The organism is Qipengyuania flava (assembly GCF_019448255.1).
Lineage (GTDB): Bacteria > Pseudomonadota > Alphaproteobacteria > Sphingomonadales > Sphingomonadaceae > Qipengyuania > Qipengyuania flava_A.
Map to the genome: position 1 here is coordinate 2,369,057 of NZ_CP080410.1, position 15,623 is coordinate 2,384,679.

General features: G+C 64.7%; 17 protein-coding genes. 3 read left to right on the forward strand and 14 right to left on the reverse strand.

From position 1 onward, the window contains the following. The first annotated feature begins 123 nt into the window (after nucleotides 1-123). A complete protein-coding gene (locus KUV82_RS11775) occupies nucleotides 124-1,311 on the forward strand; it encodes a GGDEF domain-containing protein (protein ID WP_219954455.1) in 1,188 nt (395 codons plus the stop codon). Between the two features lie 70 nt (nucleotides 1,312-1,381). Continuing rightward, entirely contained in the window at nucleotides 1,382-1,903 is a 522-nt protein-coding gene (locus KUV82_RS11780; RefSeq protein WP_219954456.1) for a DUF1993 domain-containing protein, read from the forward strand. A gap of 10 nt (nucleotides 1,904-1,913) precedes the next feature. Here KUV82_RS11780 and KUV82_RS11785 read toward each other — a convergent pair whose 3' ends face one another. The 7 genes from KUV82_RS11785 to KUV82_RS11815 all read right to left on the reverse strand — a co-directional run bounded on the left by KUV82_RS11785 (nucleotide 1,914) and on the right by KUV82_RS11815 (nucleotide 8,215). Continuing rightward, complete coding sequence (locus tag KUV82_RS11785; protein WP_219954457.1) at nucleotides 1,914-2,594, reverse strand: spermine/spermidine synthase domain-containing protein; 681 nt, start codon at nucleotides 2,592-2,594, stop codon at nucleotides 1,914-1,916. 68 nt (nucleotides 2,595-2,662) lie between these two features. Beyond that, the gene (gene pnp / locus KUV82_RS11790; RefSeq protein ID WP_219954458.1) at nucleotides 2,663-4,927 is read right to left on the reverse strand and encodes a polyribonucleotide nucleotidyltransferase; all 2,265 of its coding nucleotides are present in this window, start codon (nucleotides 4,925-4,927) and stop codon (nucleotides 2,663-2,665) included. A gap of 177 nt (nucleotides 4,928-5,104) precedes the next feature. After that, on the reverse strand, nucleotides 5,105-5,374 hold the full coding sequence (gene rpsO, locus KUV82_RS11795; protein ID WP_219954459.1) for a 30S ribosomal protein S15: 270 nt from the start codon (nucleotides 5,372-5,374) through the stop codon (nucleotides 5,105-5,107). Between the two features lie 6 nt (nucleotides 5,375-5,380). Continuing rightward, the gene (truB, locus tag KUV82_RS11800) at nucleotides 5,381-6,382 is read right to left on the reverse strand and encodes a tRNA pseudouridine(55) synthase TruB (protein ID WP_219954460.1); all 1,002 of its coding nucleotides are present in this window, start codon (nucleotides 6,380-6,382) and stop codon (nucleotides 5,381-5,383) included. Next, nucleotides 6,379-7,071, reverse strand: coding sequence for a site-2 protease family protein (locus KUV82_RS11805; protein ID WP_219954461.1), 693 nt, complete (start codon nucleotides 7,069-7,071; stop codon nucleotides 6,379-6,381). The genes truB and KUV82_RS11805 overlap by 4 nt, the downstream gene beginning before the upstream one ends. A 45-nt stretch (nucleotides 7,072-7,116) precedes the next feature. Beyond that, a complete protein-coding gene (locus KUV82_RS11810; RefSeq protein ID WP_219954462.1) occupies nucleotides 7,117-7,635 on the reverse strand; it encodes a GrpB family protein in 519 nt (172 codons plus the stop codon). Nucleotide 7,636: 1 nt separating this feature from the next. Beyond that, entirely contained in the window at nucleotides 7,637-8,215 is a 579-nt protein-coding gene (locus KUV82_RS11815) for a thymidine kinase (RefSeq protein ID WP_219954463.1), read from the reverse strand. A 144-nt stretch (nucleotides 8,216-8,359) separates the two neighbouring features. Here KUV82_RS11815 and KUV82_RS11820 point away from each other — a divergent pair, with 144 nt between their 5' ends. After that, the gene (locus KUV82_RS11820) at nucleotides 8,360-9,982 is read left to right on the forward strand and encodes an AbgT family transporter (protein ID WP_219954464.1); all 1,623 of its coding nucleotides are present in this window, start codon (nucleotides 8,360-8,362) and stop codon (nucleotides 9,980-9,982) included. Here the strand turns inward: KUV82_RS11820 and KUV82_RS11825 are convergent. From KUV82_RS11825 to infB, 7 genes are read right to left on the reverse strand one after another with little or no spacing between them, the layout of a single operon-like run. Further along, on the reverse strand, nucleotides 9,979-10,821 hold the full coding sequence (locus KUV82_RS11825) for an enoyl-CoA hydratase (RefSeq protein WP_219954465.1): 843 nt from the start codon (nucleotides 10,819-10,821) through the stop codon (nucleotides 9,979-9,981). The genes KUV82_RS11820 and KUV82_RS11825 overlap by 4 nt on opposite strands. Nucleotides 10,822-10,855: 34 nt before the next feature. Further along, nucleotides 10,856-11,257: a 30S ribosome-binding factor RbfA gene (gene rbfA / locus KUV82_RS11830; protein ID WP_219954466.1), complete on the reverse strand. Its 402-nt coding sequence runs from the start codon at nucleotides 11,255-11,257 to the stop codon at nucleotides 10,856-10,858. Continuing rightward, nucleotides 11,257-11,811, reverse strand: a complete 555-nt coding sequence (locus tag KUV82_RS11835; protein ID WP_219954467.1) for a DUF1697 domain-containing protein — start codon at nucleotides 11,809-11,811, stop codon at nucleotides 11,257-11,259. The genes rbfA and KUV82_RS11835 overlap by 1 nt, the downstream gene beginning before the upstream one ends. A 4-nt stretch (nucleotides 11,812-11,815) precedes the next feature. Beyond that, entirely contained in the window at nucleotides 11,816-12,226 is a 411-nt protein-coding gene (locus KUV82_RS11840; protein ID WP_309148076.1) for a PaaI family thioesterase, read from the reverse strand. Further along, nucleotides 12,223-12,654: a PaaI family thioesterase gene (locus tag KUV82_RS11845; protein ID WP_219954468.1), complete on the reverse strand. Its 432-nt coding sequence runs from the start codon at nucleotides 12,652-12,654 to the stop codon at nucleotides 12,223-12,225. The genes KUV82_RS11840 and KUV82_RS11845 overlap by 4 nt, the downstream gene beginning before the upstream one ends. Beyond that, nucleotides 12,647-13,111, reverse strand: a complete 465-nt coding sequence (locus tag KUV82_RS11850) for a PaaI family thioesterase (protein ID WP_219954469.1) — start codon at nucleotides 13,109-13,111, stop codon at nucleotides 12,647-12,649. Before KUV82_RS11850 ends, KUV82_RS11845 begins: the two co-directional genes overlap by 8 nt. Further along, nucleotides 13,108-15,618, reverse strand: coding sequence for a translation initiation factor IF-2 (gene infB, locus KUV82_RS11855; RefSeq protein WP_219954470.1), 2,511 nt, complete (start codon nucleotides 15,616-15,618; stop codon nucleotides 13,108-13,110). Before infB ends, KUV82_RS11850 begins: the two co-directional genes overlap by 4 nt. Between the last annotated feature and the right edge of the window lie 5 nt (nucleotides 15,619-15,623).

The following is a 15,623-nucleotide window of genomic DNA, read 5'->3' on the forward strand; positions in this document are numbered from 1 at the left end:
GTCGCTTCGCATCCCTTCCGAGTGCGGGAGGGTGAAAGAATTAAGCATGTAGATTGACCTTCCGCTGACCGGCGGAGGTTACGATCATGCCGTATCGAAGCACCACGGGGGTCGTACGCAGGAATGGATTGGGCAAGCGTCACCTTTGGCGCCTTTCTCGGAGTTGCGGGCACCTTCGGGATGCTCGCGCTCGCGCTGTTTCCGATCATGCGTCGCGGCTTCCTCGTGTGGATTGCGCTGCGCACGCTCGCCTTTTGCGTCATGGGCCTGGCCCTCTTCCCGCTCGAGCTTCCCGATTGGTTTCCTTCGGGAGCCGCGCGCGTCGACATTGGCGAGATCGCGCTTTCCCTGGCGGTGGCGTGCACGGGCCCGTTTCTGGCCGCCTATCTGGAAGATGAGCCGCGCCTGGCCCGGGCCCGGTTCTGGCTGACCATGTTTTTCCCGATCGGTCTCGCATCGGGTGCTGCGACGGCCCTGGCGCCATGGTGGGGCTGGATGGACCGAGTGCACGACGTACTCATTCTTTCAGTAATCCTGATGCTGGTGGCCACTCTGGCCTTCGCCGTGCGTACCGGCAGCCGTGCAGCGCGCTTCCAGGCCGTGGGCTATGCCCCTCTGATCGTAGTCGGACTGGTGGTGCTGACCTACGAGCTGAGCACCGGGACACCGATGCCCTATTGGCCGGTGGCGGCCCTGTTCGCCGTAACGGTGGACTTCATCGTAACCGGTGTCGGCGTGATCGACGGGTTCATGATCATCAAGCGCCAGCGTGATGCGGCGGTGGCCGACGTTCGCGAGGCGCGGATCGCGGTTGCCACGGACCCTCTGACCAACATCGCCAACCGGCGCGGGCTTGCCCTGCGTTTCCGTGACCAGAACCAACAACGGCCGCGCGGGTTGGCGGTGATCGACTGCGACCACTTCAAGCGCGTCAACGACATGTTCGGACATGATGTGGGCGACGAGGTCCTGATCGCGGTGGCGGATGGCCTGCGCCATGAAGACGTGTTTCCAGCGAGGCAGGGCGGCGAGGAGTTCGTGGTCCTGATCTACGGTAACGATTGGCAGCGCCTTGCCGAAACCGTGCGCCGCCGCATCACGATCTCGGTGCTGGAGCTCGTCCCCGAAGTGTCCTTCCCGGTTACGGCGAGCGCCGGCCTGACGGAAATTGCGGAGCACGACACGCTCGACAGCGCGATGAAACGCGCCGACCGGGCCCTGTTCGCAGCGAAGGACGCCGGGCGCGATCGCCTGCTGGTGGAATCGGAATGCGGCACAATCGGGCCGCACCTCCTCCACAGCGTAGTCTAGCAATCGCGACTGGCCAGACGCGGCGGGTTCGCTAGAGTCGCCGCCAACCAGCAATCCGGGAGAGAATCCGATGCCGCTTTCGCTACACGCCGCCTATGTCCCCAGCGCCCTGCAGATGCTGGGCACCGCCACTCACCTGATCGACACGGCCGAGAAATGGGGTGTCGAGAACGAGTGCAGCGAAGGCGAGATTATCGGCACGCGCGTGTTCGAAGACATGCTGCCCTGGTGTTACCAGATCAAATGCGTCGCCGAGCACACGCAGGGTTCGATCGAGGGTGTGCGGGCCGGTGTCTATTCGCCCGATCTCAACCCGCCGCCGACGAGTTTCGAGGCCCTGCGCACGAAAATCGCGGGCGCAGTCGATGCGATGAACGCGCTGACCGAGGACGAGATGGAGGCCATGATCGGCCAGCCCATGCGGTTCGAGTTCAAGGATCGCGGCATGGACTTCACCGCCGAGGACTTCCTCCTCAGCTTCAGCCAGCCGAACTTCTATTTCCATTGCGCCACCGCCTACAACATCCTGCGGATGAAGGGCGTGCCGGTGGGCAAGATGGATTTCATGGGCCGGGTCAGGATCAAGGCCTGACGCCTAGCCACTAGCGCTTGCGGGCGAACCAGATCGTGTGGCGCGGGCCCTTGTTGTTGGGCCGCGCGCGCACTTCGCGCACCTCGACGTCGAAGCCGCTTTCTTTCAGCCGCACGGTGAACTTGTGGTCGGGCGCCGCCGACCAGACCGCGAGGATACCGCCCGGACGCAGCGCGTCGCGCGCCTTGGCAAGGCCGGTCTTGGTGTAGATGCGATAATTCGCATCGCGCACGATCCCGTCGGGGCCATTGTCGACATCGAGCAGGATCGCATCGTATTTGTCGGTTGTGCCGTCATTGGCATCGTCGATCAGCGCGGCCACGTCGCAGATGACGACCTTGCCGCGCGGGTCGGACAGGCTCTCGCCCGTCAGATGCGCCAGCGGCCCCTCCGCCCATTCGAGGATTTCCGGCACGATTTCCGCCACGGTGACCGACCCGCCCTCGGGCAGCTTGTCGAGCGCGGCGCGGAAGGTGAACCCCATGCCATAGCCGCCGATCAGCACGCGCGGGCGCGGTGCGTCGAGCTCGGCCAGCGTCAGGACGGCGAGCTGCTCTTCGGAGTACTGCATGCGCGTGCTCATCAGCTCGTCACGGCCGAGCATGATGATGAAATCGCGGCCGTGGCTGACAAGCGTCAGCGTCTCGCCGTCGGGCACTTGCGCGGTGGCCAGGGTTTCACGGGGCAGCATTCCATAATCTCCAAAGCAAAGGGGCCGCAGGCGGACCTGCGACCCCTTCGTTACTGACTAGCGAAGGATCAGTCCTTCAGGAAGTCGGGCACGTGGGCTTCGCCGCCCCCGTCCTTGTTGCCGCCGCCGTCACGATCACGGCGCGGGCCGCCGCGTCCACCGCGACGGTCGCCGCCACGGCCACGGCCGCCACGGTCACCGCGCGGTTCGCGCGGCGGGCGGGTGTCTTCCAGCTCTTCGCCGGTTTCCTGGTCAACGACGCGCATCGACAGGCGAACCTTGCCGCGGTTGTCGATCTCGAGGACCTTGACCTTCACTTCCTGGCCTTCCGACACGACGTCGGTCGGCTTCTCGACGCGCTCGTTCTTCATTTCGCTGACGTGGACGAGACCGTCCTTGCCGCCCATGAAGTTCACGAATGCACCGAAGTCGACGATGTTGACGACCTTGCCGGTGTAGATCTTGCCGACTTCCGCCTCTTCGACGATGCCTTCGATCCACTTCTTCGCGGCTTCGATCTCGTCGGCATTGCTCGACGAAATCTTGATCACGCCTTCGTCGTCGATATCGACCTTGGCACCGGTTTCGGCGACGATCTCGCGGATCACCTTGCCGCCCGTACCGATGACGTCGCGGATCTTCGACTTGTCGATCTGCATGGTCTCGATGCGCGGTGCGTGCTTCGAAACGCCCGTGCGCGAGGTCGACAGCGCCTTGGCCATCTCGCCGAGGATGTGCTGGCGGCCGGCTTTCGCCTGCTCCAGCGCCTTGGCCATGATTTCCTGCGTGATGCCGGCAACCTTGATGTCCATCTGCATGGTGGTGATACCAGCTTCGGACCCTGCAACCTTGAAGTCCATGTCGCCGAGGTGATCTTCGTCACCCAGGATGTCCGACAGGACCGCGAAGTCGTCGCCTTCGAGGATCAGGCCCATGGCGATGCCAGAGACCGGACGTTCGATCGGAACGCCTGCGTCCATCATCGACAGACAGCCACCGCAAACGGTCGCCATCGAGCTCGAGCCGTTCGACTCGGTGATGTCCGACAGGACGCGGATCGTGTAGGGGAAGTCCTCGTGGTCGGGCAGGACCGGGTTCAGCGCGCGCCATGCGAGCTTGCCGTGGCCCTGTTCGCGGCGGCCGGTAAAGCCGAAGCGACCAACTTCACCGACCGAGTACGGCGGGAAGTTATAGTGCAGCATGAAGTGGTTGTAGGAGAGACCCTCCAGACCATCGATCATCTGCTCGGCATCCTTGGTGCCCAGCGTGGTGGTGCAGATCGCCTGCGTTTCACCGCGGGTGAACAGCGCCGAACCGTGCGTACGCGGAAGCAGGCCGACCATTGCCTCGATCGGGCGAACCTGGTCGAGCTTGCGGCCGTCGATGCGGGTGCCGTCCTTGATGATGGCGCCGCGAACGATTTCCGCTTCGAGCTTCTTCACCGCCTTGCTGGCGACGAGCTGCGTCTGCGCTTCTTCTTCCGCGAAAGCTTCCTTGGCCTTAGCGCGCGCTGCGTTGAGCGCGTCCGAACGGGCCGACTTGTCGGTCAGCTTGTAAGCGGCCGCAATGTCGTCGCCGACGATGCCGCGCAGCTTTTCCTTGATGGCCGAGGTGTCGTCCGAGGTGTCGATTTCCCACGGATCCTTGGCAGCCTGTTCAGCGAGATCGATGATCGCACCGATGACCTTGCGGCTTTCCTCATGCGCGAACATGACGGCGCCGAGCATTTCCTCTTCGGTCAGCTCCTTGGCTTCGGATTCGACCATCATCACCGCGTCCTGCGTTGCGGCGACGACGAGGTCGAGGCGACCTTCTTCGTCGAGCGCGGTCTGCAGGCTCGGGTTCAGTTCGTATTCGCCATTGCGGAAGCCGACGCGAGCGGCGCCGATCGGGCCCATGAAGGGCACGCCCGAGATGGTCAGCGCAGCCGAAGCGGCAATCATCGCGACGATATCGGGTTCGGTCTCGCCGTCATACGACAGGACCTGGCAGATGACGTTGATTTCGTTATAGAAGCCTTCCGGGAAGAGCGGACGCACGGGGCGGTCGATCAGGCGGGAGGTCAGCGTTTCCTTCTCCGTGGCGCGGCCTTCGCGCTTGAAGAAGCCACCCGGGATACGGCCCGCGGCGGAGAATTTTTCCTGGTAGTGAACGGTCAGCGGGAAGAAGTCCTGCCCTTCCTTGACGCTCTTGGCGGCCGTCACGGCGCACAGCACCACGGTTTCGCCATAGGTGGCCAGAACAGCGCCGTCAGCCTGACGGGCGATCTGACCGGTTTCGAGGGTGAGGGTCTTTCCGCCCCACTCAATCGATACGGTTTTCTTGTCGAACATGTATTTTCCTTATGAACCCGCGGGGCCACATTGCCGCGCGGGGCCTACTGTGCCGGGTATTCCGTCCCGGTCCGGTTCGGGGCGTTTCGTCTTGCCCCCTTGATGCTCCTGTGCCGGATTGCGCAGGAGGCCAAATAGAAAGAAGGGCGACCGTCGTGGCCGCCCTTCTTGAAACTCTTACTTACGAAGACCCAGCTTCGCGATCAGGGCGTTGTAACGCTCGACATCTTTCTTCTTGAGATAGGCGAGCAGGTTACGGCGCTTGTTGACCATCATCAGGAGGCCGCGACGCGAGTGGTTGTCCTTGTGGTTGGACTTGAAGTGCTCGGTCAGGTTGCGGATGCGCTCGGTCAGGATGGCGACCTGCACTTCCGGCGAACCGGTGTCGCCCTTGGCGACGGCGTTGTCCTTGATGATCTCAGCTTTTTTCTCGGGTGCTACCGACATTATCATTTACTCCGCGACATCCGGTAAGTTGAAACCCCGCACGACTTTCGCCGAGCCTCCGCTGAGTTCCATCAGCGCCACCGGCACATCGTGCAGTGTGGCAAGGTGGAGCCCGTCGGTGTGGGGCAGGTCCGACAATACCCGGCCCTGGCGGACCGCCTGCGCGCTGTCGGGATCGAGGGGGAGGACCGGGATGTCGTCCAGTCCGGCCTCTAGCGGCAGGAGAAGGTTTTCGATGGGCGCGCCCTTAGCGATTTCCTCAAGCTTGTCCAGCGAAATCGCCTGTTCTTCAAGGAACGGGCCCGCCTTGATGCGCCTGAGATAAGTGACGTGGCCCAGCGTTCCAAGGGCGCGTGCGATGTCCCGTGCAAGGGAGCGGATATATGTGCCCTTCGACACATGCGCGACCAGCGTCACGCTGTCCGCCATTTCGAGCGGCGCCTGCGGGTCGTAGGGGTCCGGGCGCCCCGCAGTTGTGGCGAAGGCAGAGCGCGGCTCCTCGTCCTCGCGTTCACCCTCAAAGCGGAGCGAGTGGATGGTCACCGCCCGGGTCTTCATTTCTACCTCTTCGCCCGCCCTCGCGCGGTCGTAAGCGCGCTTGCCGTCGATCTTCACCGCCGAATAGGCCGGCGGCACCTGTTCGATATCGCCGGTGAAATGTTCGAGCACGGCGGCGATTGCGGCCATGGGCGGCCGCCGGTAAGTGCGCTGGATCACCTCGCCTTCGGTGTCGAGCGTGTCGGTCTCCTCGCCGAACTGGATCGTGAAGGCGTAAATCTTGTCGCTGTCGAGCATGCGCCCGGCAAGCTTGGTCGCCTCACCCAGCGCGATGGGCAGGACGCCTTCGGCCAGCGGGTCGAGCGTGCCGCCATGGCCGACCTTGGTCTTCATGTAGCCGCCCTGCCGCAACACGCGCTTGACCGCGCTCACTGCCTGCGTCGAGCCGAGCCCGCGCGGCTTGTCGAGGATCAGCCAGCCGTGGGGTGCAGGCTTGGTGCGCTCGCTCATCCCTCGATCCCGCGCGCAATCCAGGTCGCAAGCTCAAGATAGCGCTCTTCCAGCCAGAATACCGGTCGCAGGATCGTGTTCTCGAGCAGGCCGCTATTGGGAAAGGCCCAGGTCGCCGCGATCAATACGATGAAGACCAGCATGCCGAGCGACTGGAACTTCTGCCAGTTCACCGCCCACTTGCGCGGCAGCAAGCCGCCGACGATGTGCGAGCCGTCGAAGGGCGGGATCGGCAGCAGGTTGAATAGCGCAAGGAAGACGTTGATCAGGATGAAGTAGCCGCTCGCATTCATCAGCCAGAAGGGCAATTCGCCTCCTCCGGCGAGTATCACTCCTGCGACCACCCCGAAAAGCAATGCGCCGACGAGCGCCAGAAGCAGGTTCGTCCCCGGCCCCGCTGCCGCCACAGCCACCATGCCATAGCGCGGGTGGCGCAGCCGGTCGCCGCGCACGGGCACGGGCTTGGCCCAGCCGAAGATCGGTCCGCCGAACAGCGCCAGCGCGCCGGGCACGAGCAATGTGCCGATGGGATCGACGTGGCGGATGGGGTTGAGCGAAAGGCGCTTCTGCTCCTTGGCCGTGGGATCGCCCAGGGCGAGCGCGGTCCAGCCGTGTGCGACTTCATGGAAGACGATCGCGATGATGAGGCACGGGACAAGGATCACCGCGAGGACAAGGGTTTCGGTCATGGGGTCCTAAATGGGTTGGCCGCTGCCCGGCGTAAAGGGCGCGCCCTAGCGTTGCGCGGCGTACCACGCCAGCGCATCGCGCTCCGCGGCCTCGACGAAGCTTGCCTTGGCCCCGATGTACGAATCCCCAAGTAAGCCGAATTCGAGCGCTTCCTGCTTGATCTTGGAATAAGTTTGCGCCCTTTCGGGATGGGCACGCAGGTAGTCGCGAAAAGCCAGGTGCCGGATCGCGCCCGGTGAACCGCGCTCGAAGCAATGGACATGGTGGCTGCGCAGCCCGTCGCTGCGGTGCTTGGTGAAATAGCGGCGACCGGGAATGCCGTTCTCGCCCCGCGCGCGGTAGCCGAGCGCCCGCATGGCAGAACGCGCATCGAGTGCGGCGACATCCTCGACCTCGACCAGGATATCGATGATCGGCTTGGCGTAGATTTGCGGTATCGCAGTGCTGCCCACGTGGTGGATGCAGGCGGGCGCAATATTGAGAGCGGCTGCAATCAGGCGCTGCTCGGCGAGGAACTGCGCTCTCCAGTCGCTGTCGTGCGGGACCGGAGCAAGCGTGGTCATGTCAGTCGGCCAGCGCTTCGCGGAAATGCTTTCGGCACATGGCGACATAGCGGTCGTTGCCGCCGATTTCCGTCTGCGCGCCTTCGGCAACGGCCTTGCCGCTGGCATCGACCCGCAGGTTCATCGTGGCCTTGCGTCCGCAGTCGCACACCGCCTTCATCTCCACCAGCGCATCGGCAATGCCGAGCAGCGCCGCCGAACCGGGAAACAGCTCCCCCTGGAAATCGGTGCGCAGGCCGTAGCAGAGCACCGGGATTCCTTCATCGTCCGCCAGCCGGGCCAGCTGCCACACCTGCTCCTTGGAAAGGAACTGAGCCTCGTCGACGAGCACACAGGCCAGCGGATCCTGCGCGTGTTCGGCCCGCACGTGGGCTTCGATATCGGTGTCCGGTTCGTAGCGGTGCGCGTCGCTTGCCAGTCCGATCCGGCTCGAAATCGCACCGCCGCCCGGCCGGTCGTCCAGGGCAGCAGTCCACAGCGAAACACGCATCCCGCGCTCGCCATAGTTGAACGCGGCCTGCAGCAGCGTGCTGCTCTTCCCCGCGTTCATGCTCGCATAGTAGAAATACAGCTTGGCCATGGAGCATCGCTAGCGGGAGGCGGGAGGCGGCGCGAGTCCGCATATCGGCCATTTCTCCACAAGCGGCATTAAGCGGGGCGACAGGCGGTAGCGGCAATGGTAGCGCCCGCATTCACGGGTTTATCAAAGACAGGGACATCATTGATGGCGGACACGGCGGCAGCGCAGCAGAAGGGCATCCTCGGCTGGATCGAGCGAAGCGGCAACAAGCTGCCCGATCCGGTCTTCCTGTTCTTCTGGCTGATCGCCATCCTGGTGGTCATTTCGGTCGTGGCGAGCTTGGCCGGCCTGTCCGCAGCCCACCCGACCGAAGTCGATCCCGATACCGGCGCGGCGACGATTATCACCGCTGTCAGCCTGCTGAGCGCGGAGAACATCCAGCGCCTGTGGGTCGACATGCCAACAACCTTCACCCACTTCCATCCGCTCGGTTACGTGCTGGTGGTGATGCTGGGCGCAGGCGTGGCGGAGCGCGCGGGCCTGTTCGGCACGGCGATGCGCGCCGGCGTGCGCAACGCGCCGACCTTCCTTTTGACCCCGATCGTCACCTTCGTCGGGATGATGGGCAACCTTGCCGCCGACGCGGCATACGTCGTCCTGATCCCGCTTGCCGGCATCATCTTCCACGCCGCGGGTCGCCATCCGGTGGCCGGTATCGCGGCTGCCTTTGCCGGCGTGTCCGGCGGCTTTTCCGCGAACCTCCTTCCCGGCCAGCTCGACGCACTGCTTTTCGGCATCACTGAAGCCGCGGTCGAGACCGTGTTCGGTGACTTCACCGCGAACATTGCGGGCAACTGGTACTTCATCGCGGCGATGACCTTCGTCTTCCTGCCGGTCATCTGGTGGGTCACCGACAAGATCATCGAACCGCGCCTTGGCCCGTGGAACCCGGAAATGGCGGGCAACGCGGTGTCGCCCGAACAGCAGGGCGAGGTAGCCGATGGCGACCGTGAGCTCAGCGAAGGCGAGCGCAAGGGCCTGCGCGCAGCCGGGCTCGCCGTGCTCTTCGTGGTCGGCCTGTGGCTGTTCTTCACGCTCGGCCCGGGCACGCCGCTGATCGACGAGGAGGCTTCGCCCGAAGCGCGCCTCACGCCCTTCTACCGCAGCCTCGTGGCGGGCTTCTTCCTGCTCTTCCTCTTGGCCGGCTGGGCCTATGGCAAGGCAGCGGGCACGATCGAGGACCATCGCGGGCTCGTCAAAATGATGGCCGGCGCGATGGAGGACCTCGCCTATTACCTCGTCCTCGCCTTTGCCGCCGCGCATTTCGTGGCGATGTTCGCCTGGTCGAACCTCGGTCTGATCCTTGCGGTGAACGGCGCCGATTTCCTCGGCAACAGCGGCCTGCCCGCCTGGGCGCTGCTGGCGGCGATCATCGTCGTGTCCTCGCTGCTCAACATCTTCGTGGGATCGGCCTCGGCCAAGTGGGCGCTGCTATCGCCCGTTCTGGTGCCGATGCTGATGCTGCTCGGCATCACGCCAGAAATGGCCACCGCCGCTTACCGCGTGGGTGACGGGGCGACCAACATCATCACTCCGCTGATGGTGTACTTCCCGCTGATCCTGATCTTCTGCCAGCGCTGGCAGAAGGACTTCGGGCTGGGCAGCCTTGCCGCGACCATGCTGCCCTATTCGATCGGCCTGCTGCTTTCGGGCCTTGCGATGACCATCGCCTGGGTCGTGCTCGACCTGCCGCTGGGTCCGGGCGCCGAGGTGTTCATGGAGGTTCCGACCGCCAGCGCCCCGGCAGCTCCCGCGACCGCCGGCTAGGACCGCCCTTCGCGCGCCTCGCGTCGGATCGTTTCGGCACCCGAGGGATCTACGGGCACGCCGTGAACGATCCGCGCGTTGGCATGGCCGACCTGCTGCCAGCCCATCGCCGCCGTCAGCGCGCTGGAATACCCTTGAGCATCGAGGCTCTGGTTGCAGGCGAGCTTGGCGAGCTTGAGGCCAATCAGCGGCCGCCGCGCAATGCGGGCCGCCATGGCAAGCGTGAAGCTCTCCAGTTCCTCCGGCTCGACCACGTGGTTGACCATCCCCACCTGGCGGCATTCCTCCGCGGTGAACTCGCCCCCGACGAACAACATCTCGCGCGCCTTGCGGTGTCCGAGCTCGAAGACATGGGCGAAATATTCGACCCCGTTGACGCCGAAAGCCACGGTCGGGTCGGAGAAGCGCGCGTCGCTGCTGGCGATGACGATGTCGAAGGGCCAGACAAGCATGAGGCCCCCGGCCATGCACAGGCCTTGCACCTGCACGACTACCGGCTTGGGCAAATCGCGCCAGCGGCGGCACAGGCCGAGATACATTTCGTGCTCGGCCGACATCTGCCCTTCCTGCCCTTCGGCATCGAAGCCCGCCCACATCGTCACCGCGTCCTGCTCTGCAAGGCCGGAGCTGTCGCGAAGGTCATGGCCGGATGAGAAATGCGCGCCATCGGCGGCCAGCACTATGCAGCGCACGCTGTCGTCGCGCGCGCCCGCGGCAAGCGCATGGTCGAGCTGGTAGAGCAGCGCCTTGTCCTGCGCATTGGCCTTGTCGGCGCGCGTCAGCGTGATGCGCCAGACACCCTCTGCCGGGCGGTCGCAAGCTACTCGGGTGTAATCCATCGGCCTCTCCTCAAGCGCGGGAAAGGCTAGCAGATCATTCCTCGTCGTCGAGGTCGCGCAGCACCTTGGGATCGGAGAGCAGTTTCTCGATCCGGTCCGCCTCGTCGAAGCTTTCATCGGGGGCGAATTTCAGCTTGGGCGCGAATTTGAGGCCCAATCGCTGGGCGACTTCCTTCTGAAAGAAGGCCGTATTGGTGCGCAGCGCCTTCAGCACGATGGCCTCGTCCTCGCCAAGGAGCGGCTTCACATAGGCTTTTGCGTTGCGCAGGTCGGGCGTCATGCGGACCTCGGTCACGGCGATGTTGCTGGCGCGCAGCACGTCGTCATGCGCCTCGCCGCGCGCGAGCAGTTCGGACAGGATATGCCGCACCCGTTCGCCCACTTTCAGGACGCGGACCGACTGCTGTTCGGGGGTGGATTGCTGGTGCTTGGCCATCAGGCGGTTTCTTCCATTTTCGCTAGGATGCGCTTCAGGGATGTCATGTTGCGCGCGGTCCCCCTGCAGCGCAGCCGCCGCTCGAGAACCTTGTTCGACAGGTCCGATACACCGACACCGTGCACATAGTCGAGGAACAGGACCCGGTCCCCCAGGGCGAGGCGTTCGCTCCCCTTGGCCGCATGCTCCTCGATCAGGGCCTCGACAGCGACCGCGTCGGGCTGCTGGCTGAGGAAGATCGAATGGACCATCTTGTCCGATCCGTGCTCCGGCCCGGTGCCGTGGAAGGGGTTGGTATCGATCGCCGCGCGGATCTGATCGCGCGTGCGAACCATGGCGCAGGACTTGAAACCGAAGGCCTGCTGCACGGTGCTTTCGAGCTGGATTTCGAGCATGGCAGGATCGCGCTCGTCGGTGAGGATAACATTGCCGCTGGCGGCCACGGTCGACACATCGCGGAAGCCTGCTCCCGTCAGCGCGGCGACAAGATCGACCATCTTGATCCGGTTGCCGCCGACATTGATGCTGCCCAGGAAGGCTACGAGCCGCGCCATCGCGTTACTTCGCGACCGGGCGCGGCGTGGGGATGGCGGTGCTGGTCGAACGGGCGAGCAGCTTGCCGTCCGTGTCGAGGAGTTCGCCCTCGAGAAAGATCACCTTGCGCCCGCGGCGGACCACCCGGCCCTTGCCGATCAGCGGTCCGGCGAGCACGGGCTTCAAGAGGCTCATCGAGATTTCAAGGTTCAACGGCGCTTCCGCCTGGTCGGTCGCCCAGACATGCGCCCAGCCCATCACTTCGTCGAGGAAGCCCGCGACCAGACCGCCCTGCACGCTGCCGCGCGGGGTGATAAAGCTGTCGGGTGCATGGAAGCGCAGGGTGATTTCCTCACGCTCCTTGTCGAAATGATCGAACTCGACGCCCATGAGGTCGGCATGCGCCGCGCCGAGCGCGTGCTTGGTATCGGTCAATCGTTCACTCCGGGAACAGGCGTCGGGATGGCGCTGGAGGTTGCGCGGGCTAGCACGTTTCCATCCTTGTCGAGCAGTTCGCCCTCCAGGAAGGCCACCCGCTTGCCCACCTTCACCACGCGCCCCTTGGCCGTGATGGTCTCCATCGGGACCATCCGCAGAAAAGTGAGGTTCATGTCGAGATTGAGCGGCAGGCGCTTCTCGGCCTCGCCGAAGCGCGCCTCGGTCACGGCCAGCAGCGCGCCGCCCATGACCTCATCCAGGAAGCCCGCGATCAGCCCGCCCTGCACCGCACCGCGCGGTGAGGCGAAGCTCGGCGGCGGGGTGTAGCGACATGTCAGCTCGCCCGCTTCCTCGTCAAAGGACACGAATTCGCTGCCCATAAGGTGGGCGGACGGCGAGCGCCTGCTTTCGTAGATCTTAGACATCTGGTGTCCCCGGCCTGCGGAACAGTTTGGCTGTCTGCGTAGCTGTCGCCAGGACATTGCCTTCCATATCGGTCAACTCCGCCTCGACGAATGCCACCGAACGGCCAATTTTCGTTACTCGCCCGCTGCCCCGCAAGGCGCCGGGTTTGATGGCGCCGAGATAATTGACCGACAGGTTGAGCGTAACCGGCCCAAATCGCGTGTCGCTCGCCAGCAGCACCGGAATACCCAGACACGTATCGAGCAAAGCTGCAACGAACCCGCCCTGAATCGTACCTCGGGCATTGGCAAACTGTTTAGGCGCATCGAAAGCAAGCTCGACACGCCTTGCGTCGCGATCGCATTCGAGCAGGCGTGTGCCGATCACCTTCTCGCTAGGGGCAAGCGGGAGATCGCGCCACCAGGCGGCGAACTCCGCGCTTGTCATGCGGTGATGCGGCTCGTCGCGTTCCCTCACAGCGTGCGTTCACGCTCCTCGACCTCGAACACCTCGAGCTGGTCGCCCGGCTGGATGTCGTTCGTGTCGGCAAGGACCACACCACATTCGAGACCAGCGCGGACTTCGTCCACATCGTCCTTGAAGCGGCGCAGCGAGGCGATTGTCGTGGCCGAGACGATGACGTCTTCGCGCGTGAGGCGTGCGTGCAGCCCCTTGCGGATGACGCCTTCCTCGACCAGCAGGCCGGCGGCCTTGTCCTTCTTGCCCGAGCGGAACACTTCCTTGACCGCGGCACGGCCGACGACGTTCTCGATCCGCTCCGGACCCAGCTCGCCAGCCATCTCCTTCGCGATTTCCTCGGTCAGGTGGTAGATGACGTCGTAATACTTCATCTCCACGCCGTCGCGCTTCACCAGCTCGCGCGCCTTGGCGTTCGGGCGGACGTTGAAGCCGATGATCGGCGCGTTGGAGGCCGAAGCCAAGCTCACGTCGCTCTCGGTGATCGCGCCAACGCCGGCGTGCAGCACGCGGACCTTGATCTCGTCGTTCGAGAGGTTGTGCAGCGCAGTGGTGATCGCCTCGACCGAACCCTGCACATCGGCTTTCACCAGCACGGGGAATTCGATCACGTTCGATGCGAGGTTGTTGAACATCGTATCGAAGCTGGTCGGGGCGAGCGCAGTGCGCTTCTCGGTCGCCTTTTCCTGGCGGTAGGCGGCAACTTCACGGGCGCGCTGCTCGTTTTCGACAACGGTCAGCACGTCACCAGCGCTCGGCACGCCGCCGAGGCCGAGGACCTCGACCGGCATCGAGGGGCCAGCCTTCTTGATCTGCTTGCCCTGGTCGTTGACGATCGCACGGACGCGGCCGCTCTCGGTGCCGACGACGAAGGTGTTGCCCCGCTCCAGCGTGCCGCGCGTGATGAGCACGGTGGCGACCGGGCCGCGGCCCTTGTCGAGCTGCGCTTCGATCACGGTGGCTTCCGCCATGCGGTCGGGATTGGCCTTCAGTTCGAGCAGTTCGGCCTGGAGGTTGATGGCGTCGAGCAGCTTGTCGAGGCCGGTCTTTTCCTTGGCCGAGATTTCGACGTCCTGCACATCGCCCGACATCTTCTCGACGATGACCTCGTGCTCGAGCAGGCGGGTGCGGATGTTGTCCGGATTGGCTTCCGGCTTGTCCATCTTGTTGATCGCCACGATCATCGGAACGCCCGCGGCCTTGGTGTGATTGATGGCCTCGATCGTCTGCGGCATGATGCCGTCGTCGGCAGCGACGACCAGCACCACGATATCCGTGACATTGGCACCGCGCTGGCGCATCTCGGTAAAGGCGGCGTGGCCCGGCGTGTCGAGGAAGGTGATCGCATCACCGCCCTTGGTCGTAACCTGGTAGCTGCCGATATGCTGCGTGATGCCGCCGGCTTCGCCCTTGACGACGTTGGCGTTGCGCAGCGCGTCGAGCAGGCTGGTCTTGCCGTGGTCGACATGGCCCATGATGGTGACGACCGGCGGACGCGGCTTGAGCGTCTCTTCCGGATCGACATCCTCTTCGGCCTGGATGTCGACATCGGCTTCCGAGACCTTCTCGATACGGTGGCCGAACTGTTCGACGAGCAGTTCCGCGGTGTCCTGGTCGATCGTCTGGTTGACGGTGACCATCATGTCGAGATTGAACAGCTCCTTCACGAGGTCGGCGCCCTTCTCGCCCATGCGCTTGGCGAGCTCGCCAACCGTGATGGCTTCCGGCACGACCACGTCGCGGACCTGCTTTTCGCGCGGCTTGCTGGAGCCGCCACCCTGCAGGCGGCGTTCCTTCTCGCGCGCACGCTTGAGCGCGGCGAGGCTGCGGGCGCGGCGGCCTTCGTCCTCGTTCAGCGCCTTCTTGACCGAGAGCTTGCCTCCACGGCGCTTGTCCGGCTTTTCGGCACCGCGCGCGGGCTTCTCTTCCTTCTTCTTGCGCTCCGGCTTCTTGGGCTCGGGGCGCGCAACCGGCGTAAACCGGCGAGGCGCGGGCGTCGGCGTGGCGCTCGAACCGTCTTCGGCGGGCGCTTCAGCAGGCGCCTCTTCGGCGGGCGCTTCGGCAGCCTTCTTGGCGTCTTCCTTGGCCTTCTTGGCGGCTTCGGCTTCGGCCTTCTTGTTTTCCGCCGCGCGCTTCTTCTCGTCTTCGGCAGCCTGCTTGGCCTGCTGCTCCTCGCGCTTGCGGTTCTCTTCCGCCAGGCGCAGGCGCTCTTCCTCGGCCTCGCGCTGGAGGCGCGCAACGCGTTCCTGCGGGGTTTCGCTCGGCGGTGCAGCCTTCTTGGGCGCGGGCTTTTCCGCAACCGGAGCCGGAGTCGGCTCGGGCGTGGGTTCGGGCGCGGGCGGAGGCGGCGGCGCGGCCTCGCCCGGCTTCACGAGCTTGCGGCGGCGCTTGACCTCGACCGCCACCTTGTTGGTGCGGCCGTGGCTGAAGGTCTGCTTGACCTCGCCCGGCTGCGCGCCCTTCAGGGTCAGCGGTTTACGGGCCGGTTTCTTTTCGTCGTCGCTCATTCTTG

Excerpts from the sequence above, each read along its gene's own strand:
- KUV82_RS11775 (WP_219954455.1), top strand. The coding sequence starts at position 124 with ATGGATTGGGCAAGCGTCACCTTTGGCGCCTTTCTCGGAGTTGCGGGC.
- KUV82_RS11780 (WP_219954456.1), top strand. The coding sequence starts at position 1,382 with ATGCCGCTTTCGCTACACGCCGCCTATGTCCCCAGCGCCCTGCAGATG.
- KUV82_RS11785 (WP_219954457.1), bottom strand. The coding sequence starts at position 2,594 with ATGCTGCCCCGTGAAACCCTGGCCACCGCGCAAGTGCCCGACGGCGAG.
- pnp (WP_219954458.1), bottom strand. The coding sequence starts at position 4,927 with ATGTTCGACAAGAAAACCGTATCGATTGAGTGGGGCGGAAAGACCCTC.
- rpsO (WP_219954459.1), bottom strand. The coding sequence starts at position 5,374 with ATGTCGGTAGCACCCGAGAAAAAAGCTGAGATCATCAAGGACAACGCC.
- truB (WP_219954460.1), bottom strand. The coding sequence starts at position 6,382 with ATGAGCGAGCGCACCAAGCCTGCACCCCACGGCTGGCTGATCCTCGAC.
- KUV82_RS11805 (WP_219954461.1), bottom strand. The coding sequence starts at position 7,071 with ATGACCGAAACCCTTGTCCTCGCGGTGATCCTTGTCCCGTGCCTCATC.
- KUV82_RS11810 (WP_219954462.1), bottom strand. The coding sequence starts at position 7,635 with ATGACCACGCTTGCTCCGGTCCCGCACGACAGCGACTGGAGAGCGCAG.
- KUV82_RS11815 (WP_219954463.1), bottom strand. The coding sequence starts at position 8,215 with ATGGCCAAGCTGTATTTCTACTATGCGAGCATGAACGCGGGGAAGAGC.
- KUV82_RS11820 (WP_219954464.1), top strand. The coding sequence starts at position 8,360 with ATGGCGGACACGGCGGCAGCGCAGCAGAAGGGCATCCTCGGCTGGATC.
- KUV82_RS11825 (WP_219954465.1), bottom strand. The coding sequence starts at position 10,821 with ATGGATTACACCCGAGTAGCTTGCGACCGCCCGGCAGAGGGTGTCTGG.
- rbfA (WP_219954466.1), bottom strand. The coding sequence starts at position 11,257 with ATGGCCAAGCACCAGCAATCCACCCCCGAACAGCAGTCGGTCCGCGTC.
- KUV82_RS11835 (WP_219954467.1), bottom strand. The coding sequence starts at position 11,811 with ATGGCGCGGCTCGTAGCCTTCCTGGGCAGCATCAATGTCGGCGGCAAC.
- KUV82_RS11845 (WP_219954468.1), bottom strand. The coding sequence starts at position 12,654 with ATGTCTAAGATCTACGAAAGCAGGCGCTCGCCGTCCGCCCACCTTATG.
- infB (WP_219954470.1), bottom strand. The coding sequence starts at position 15,618 with ATGAGCGACGACGAAAAGAAACCGGCCCGTAAACCGCTGACCCTGAAG.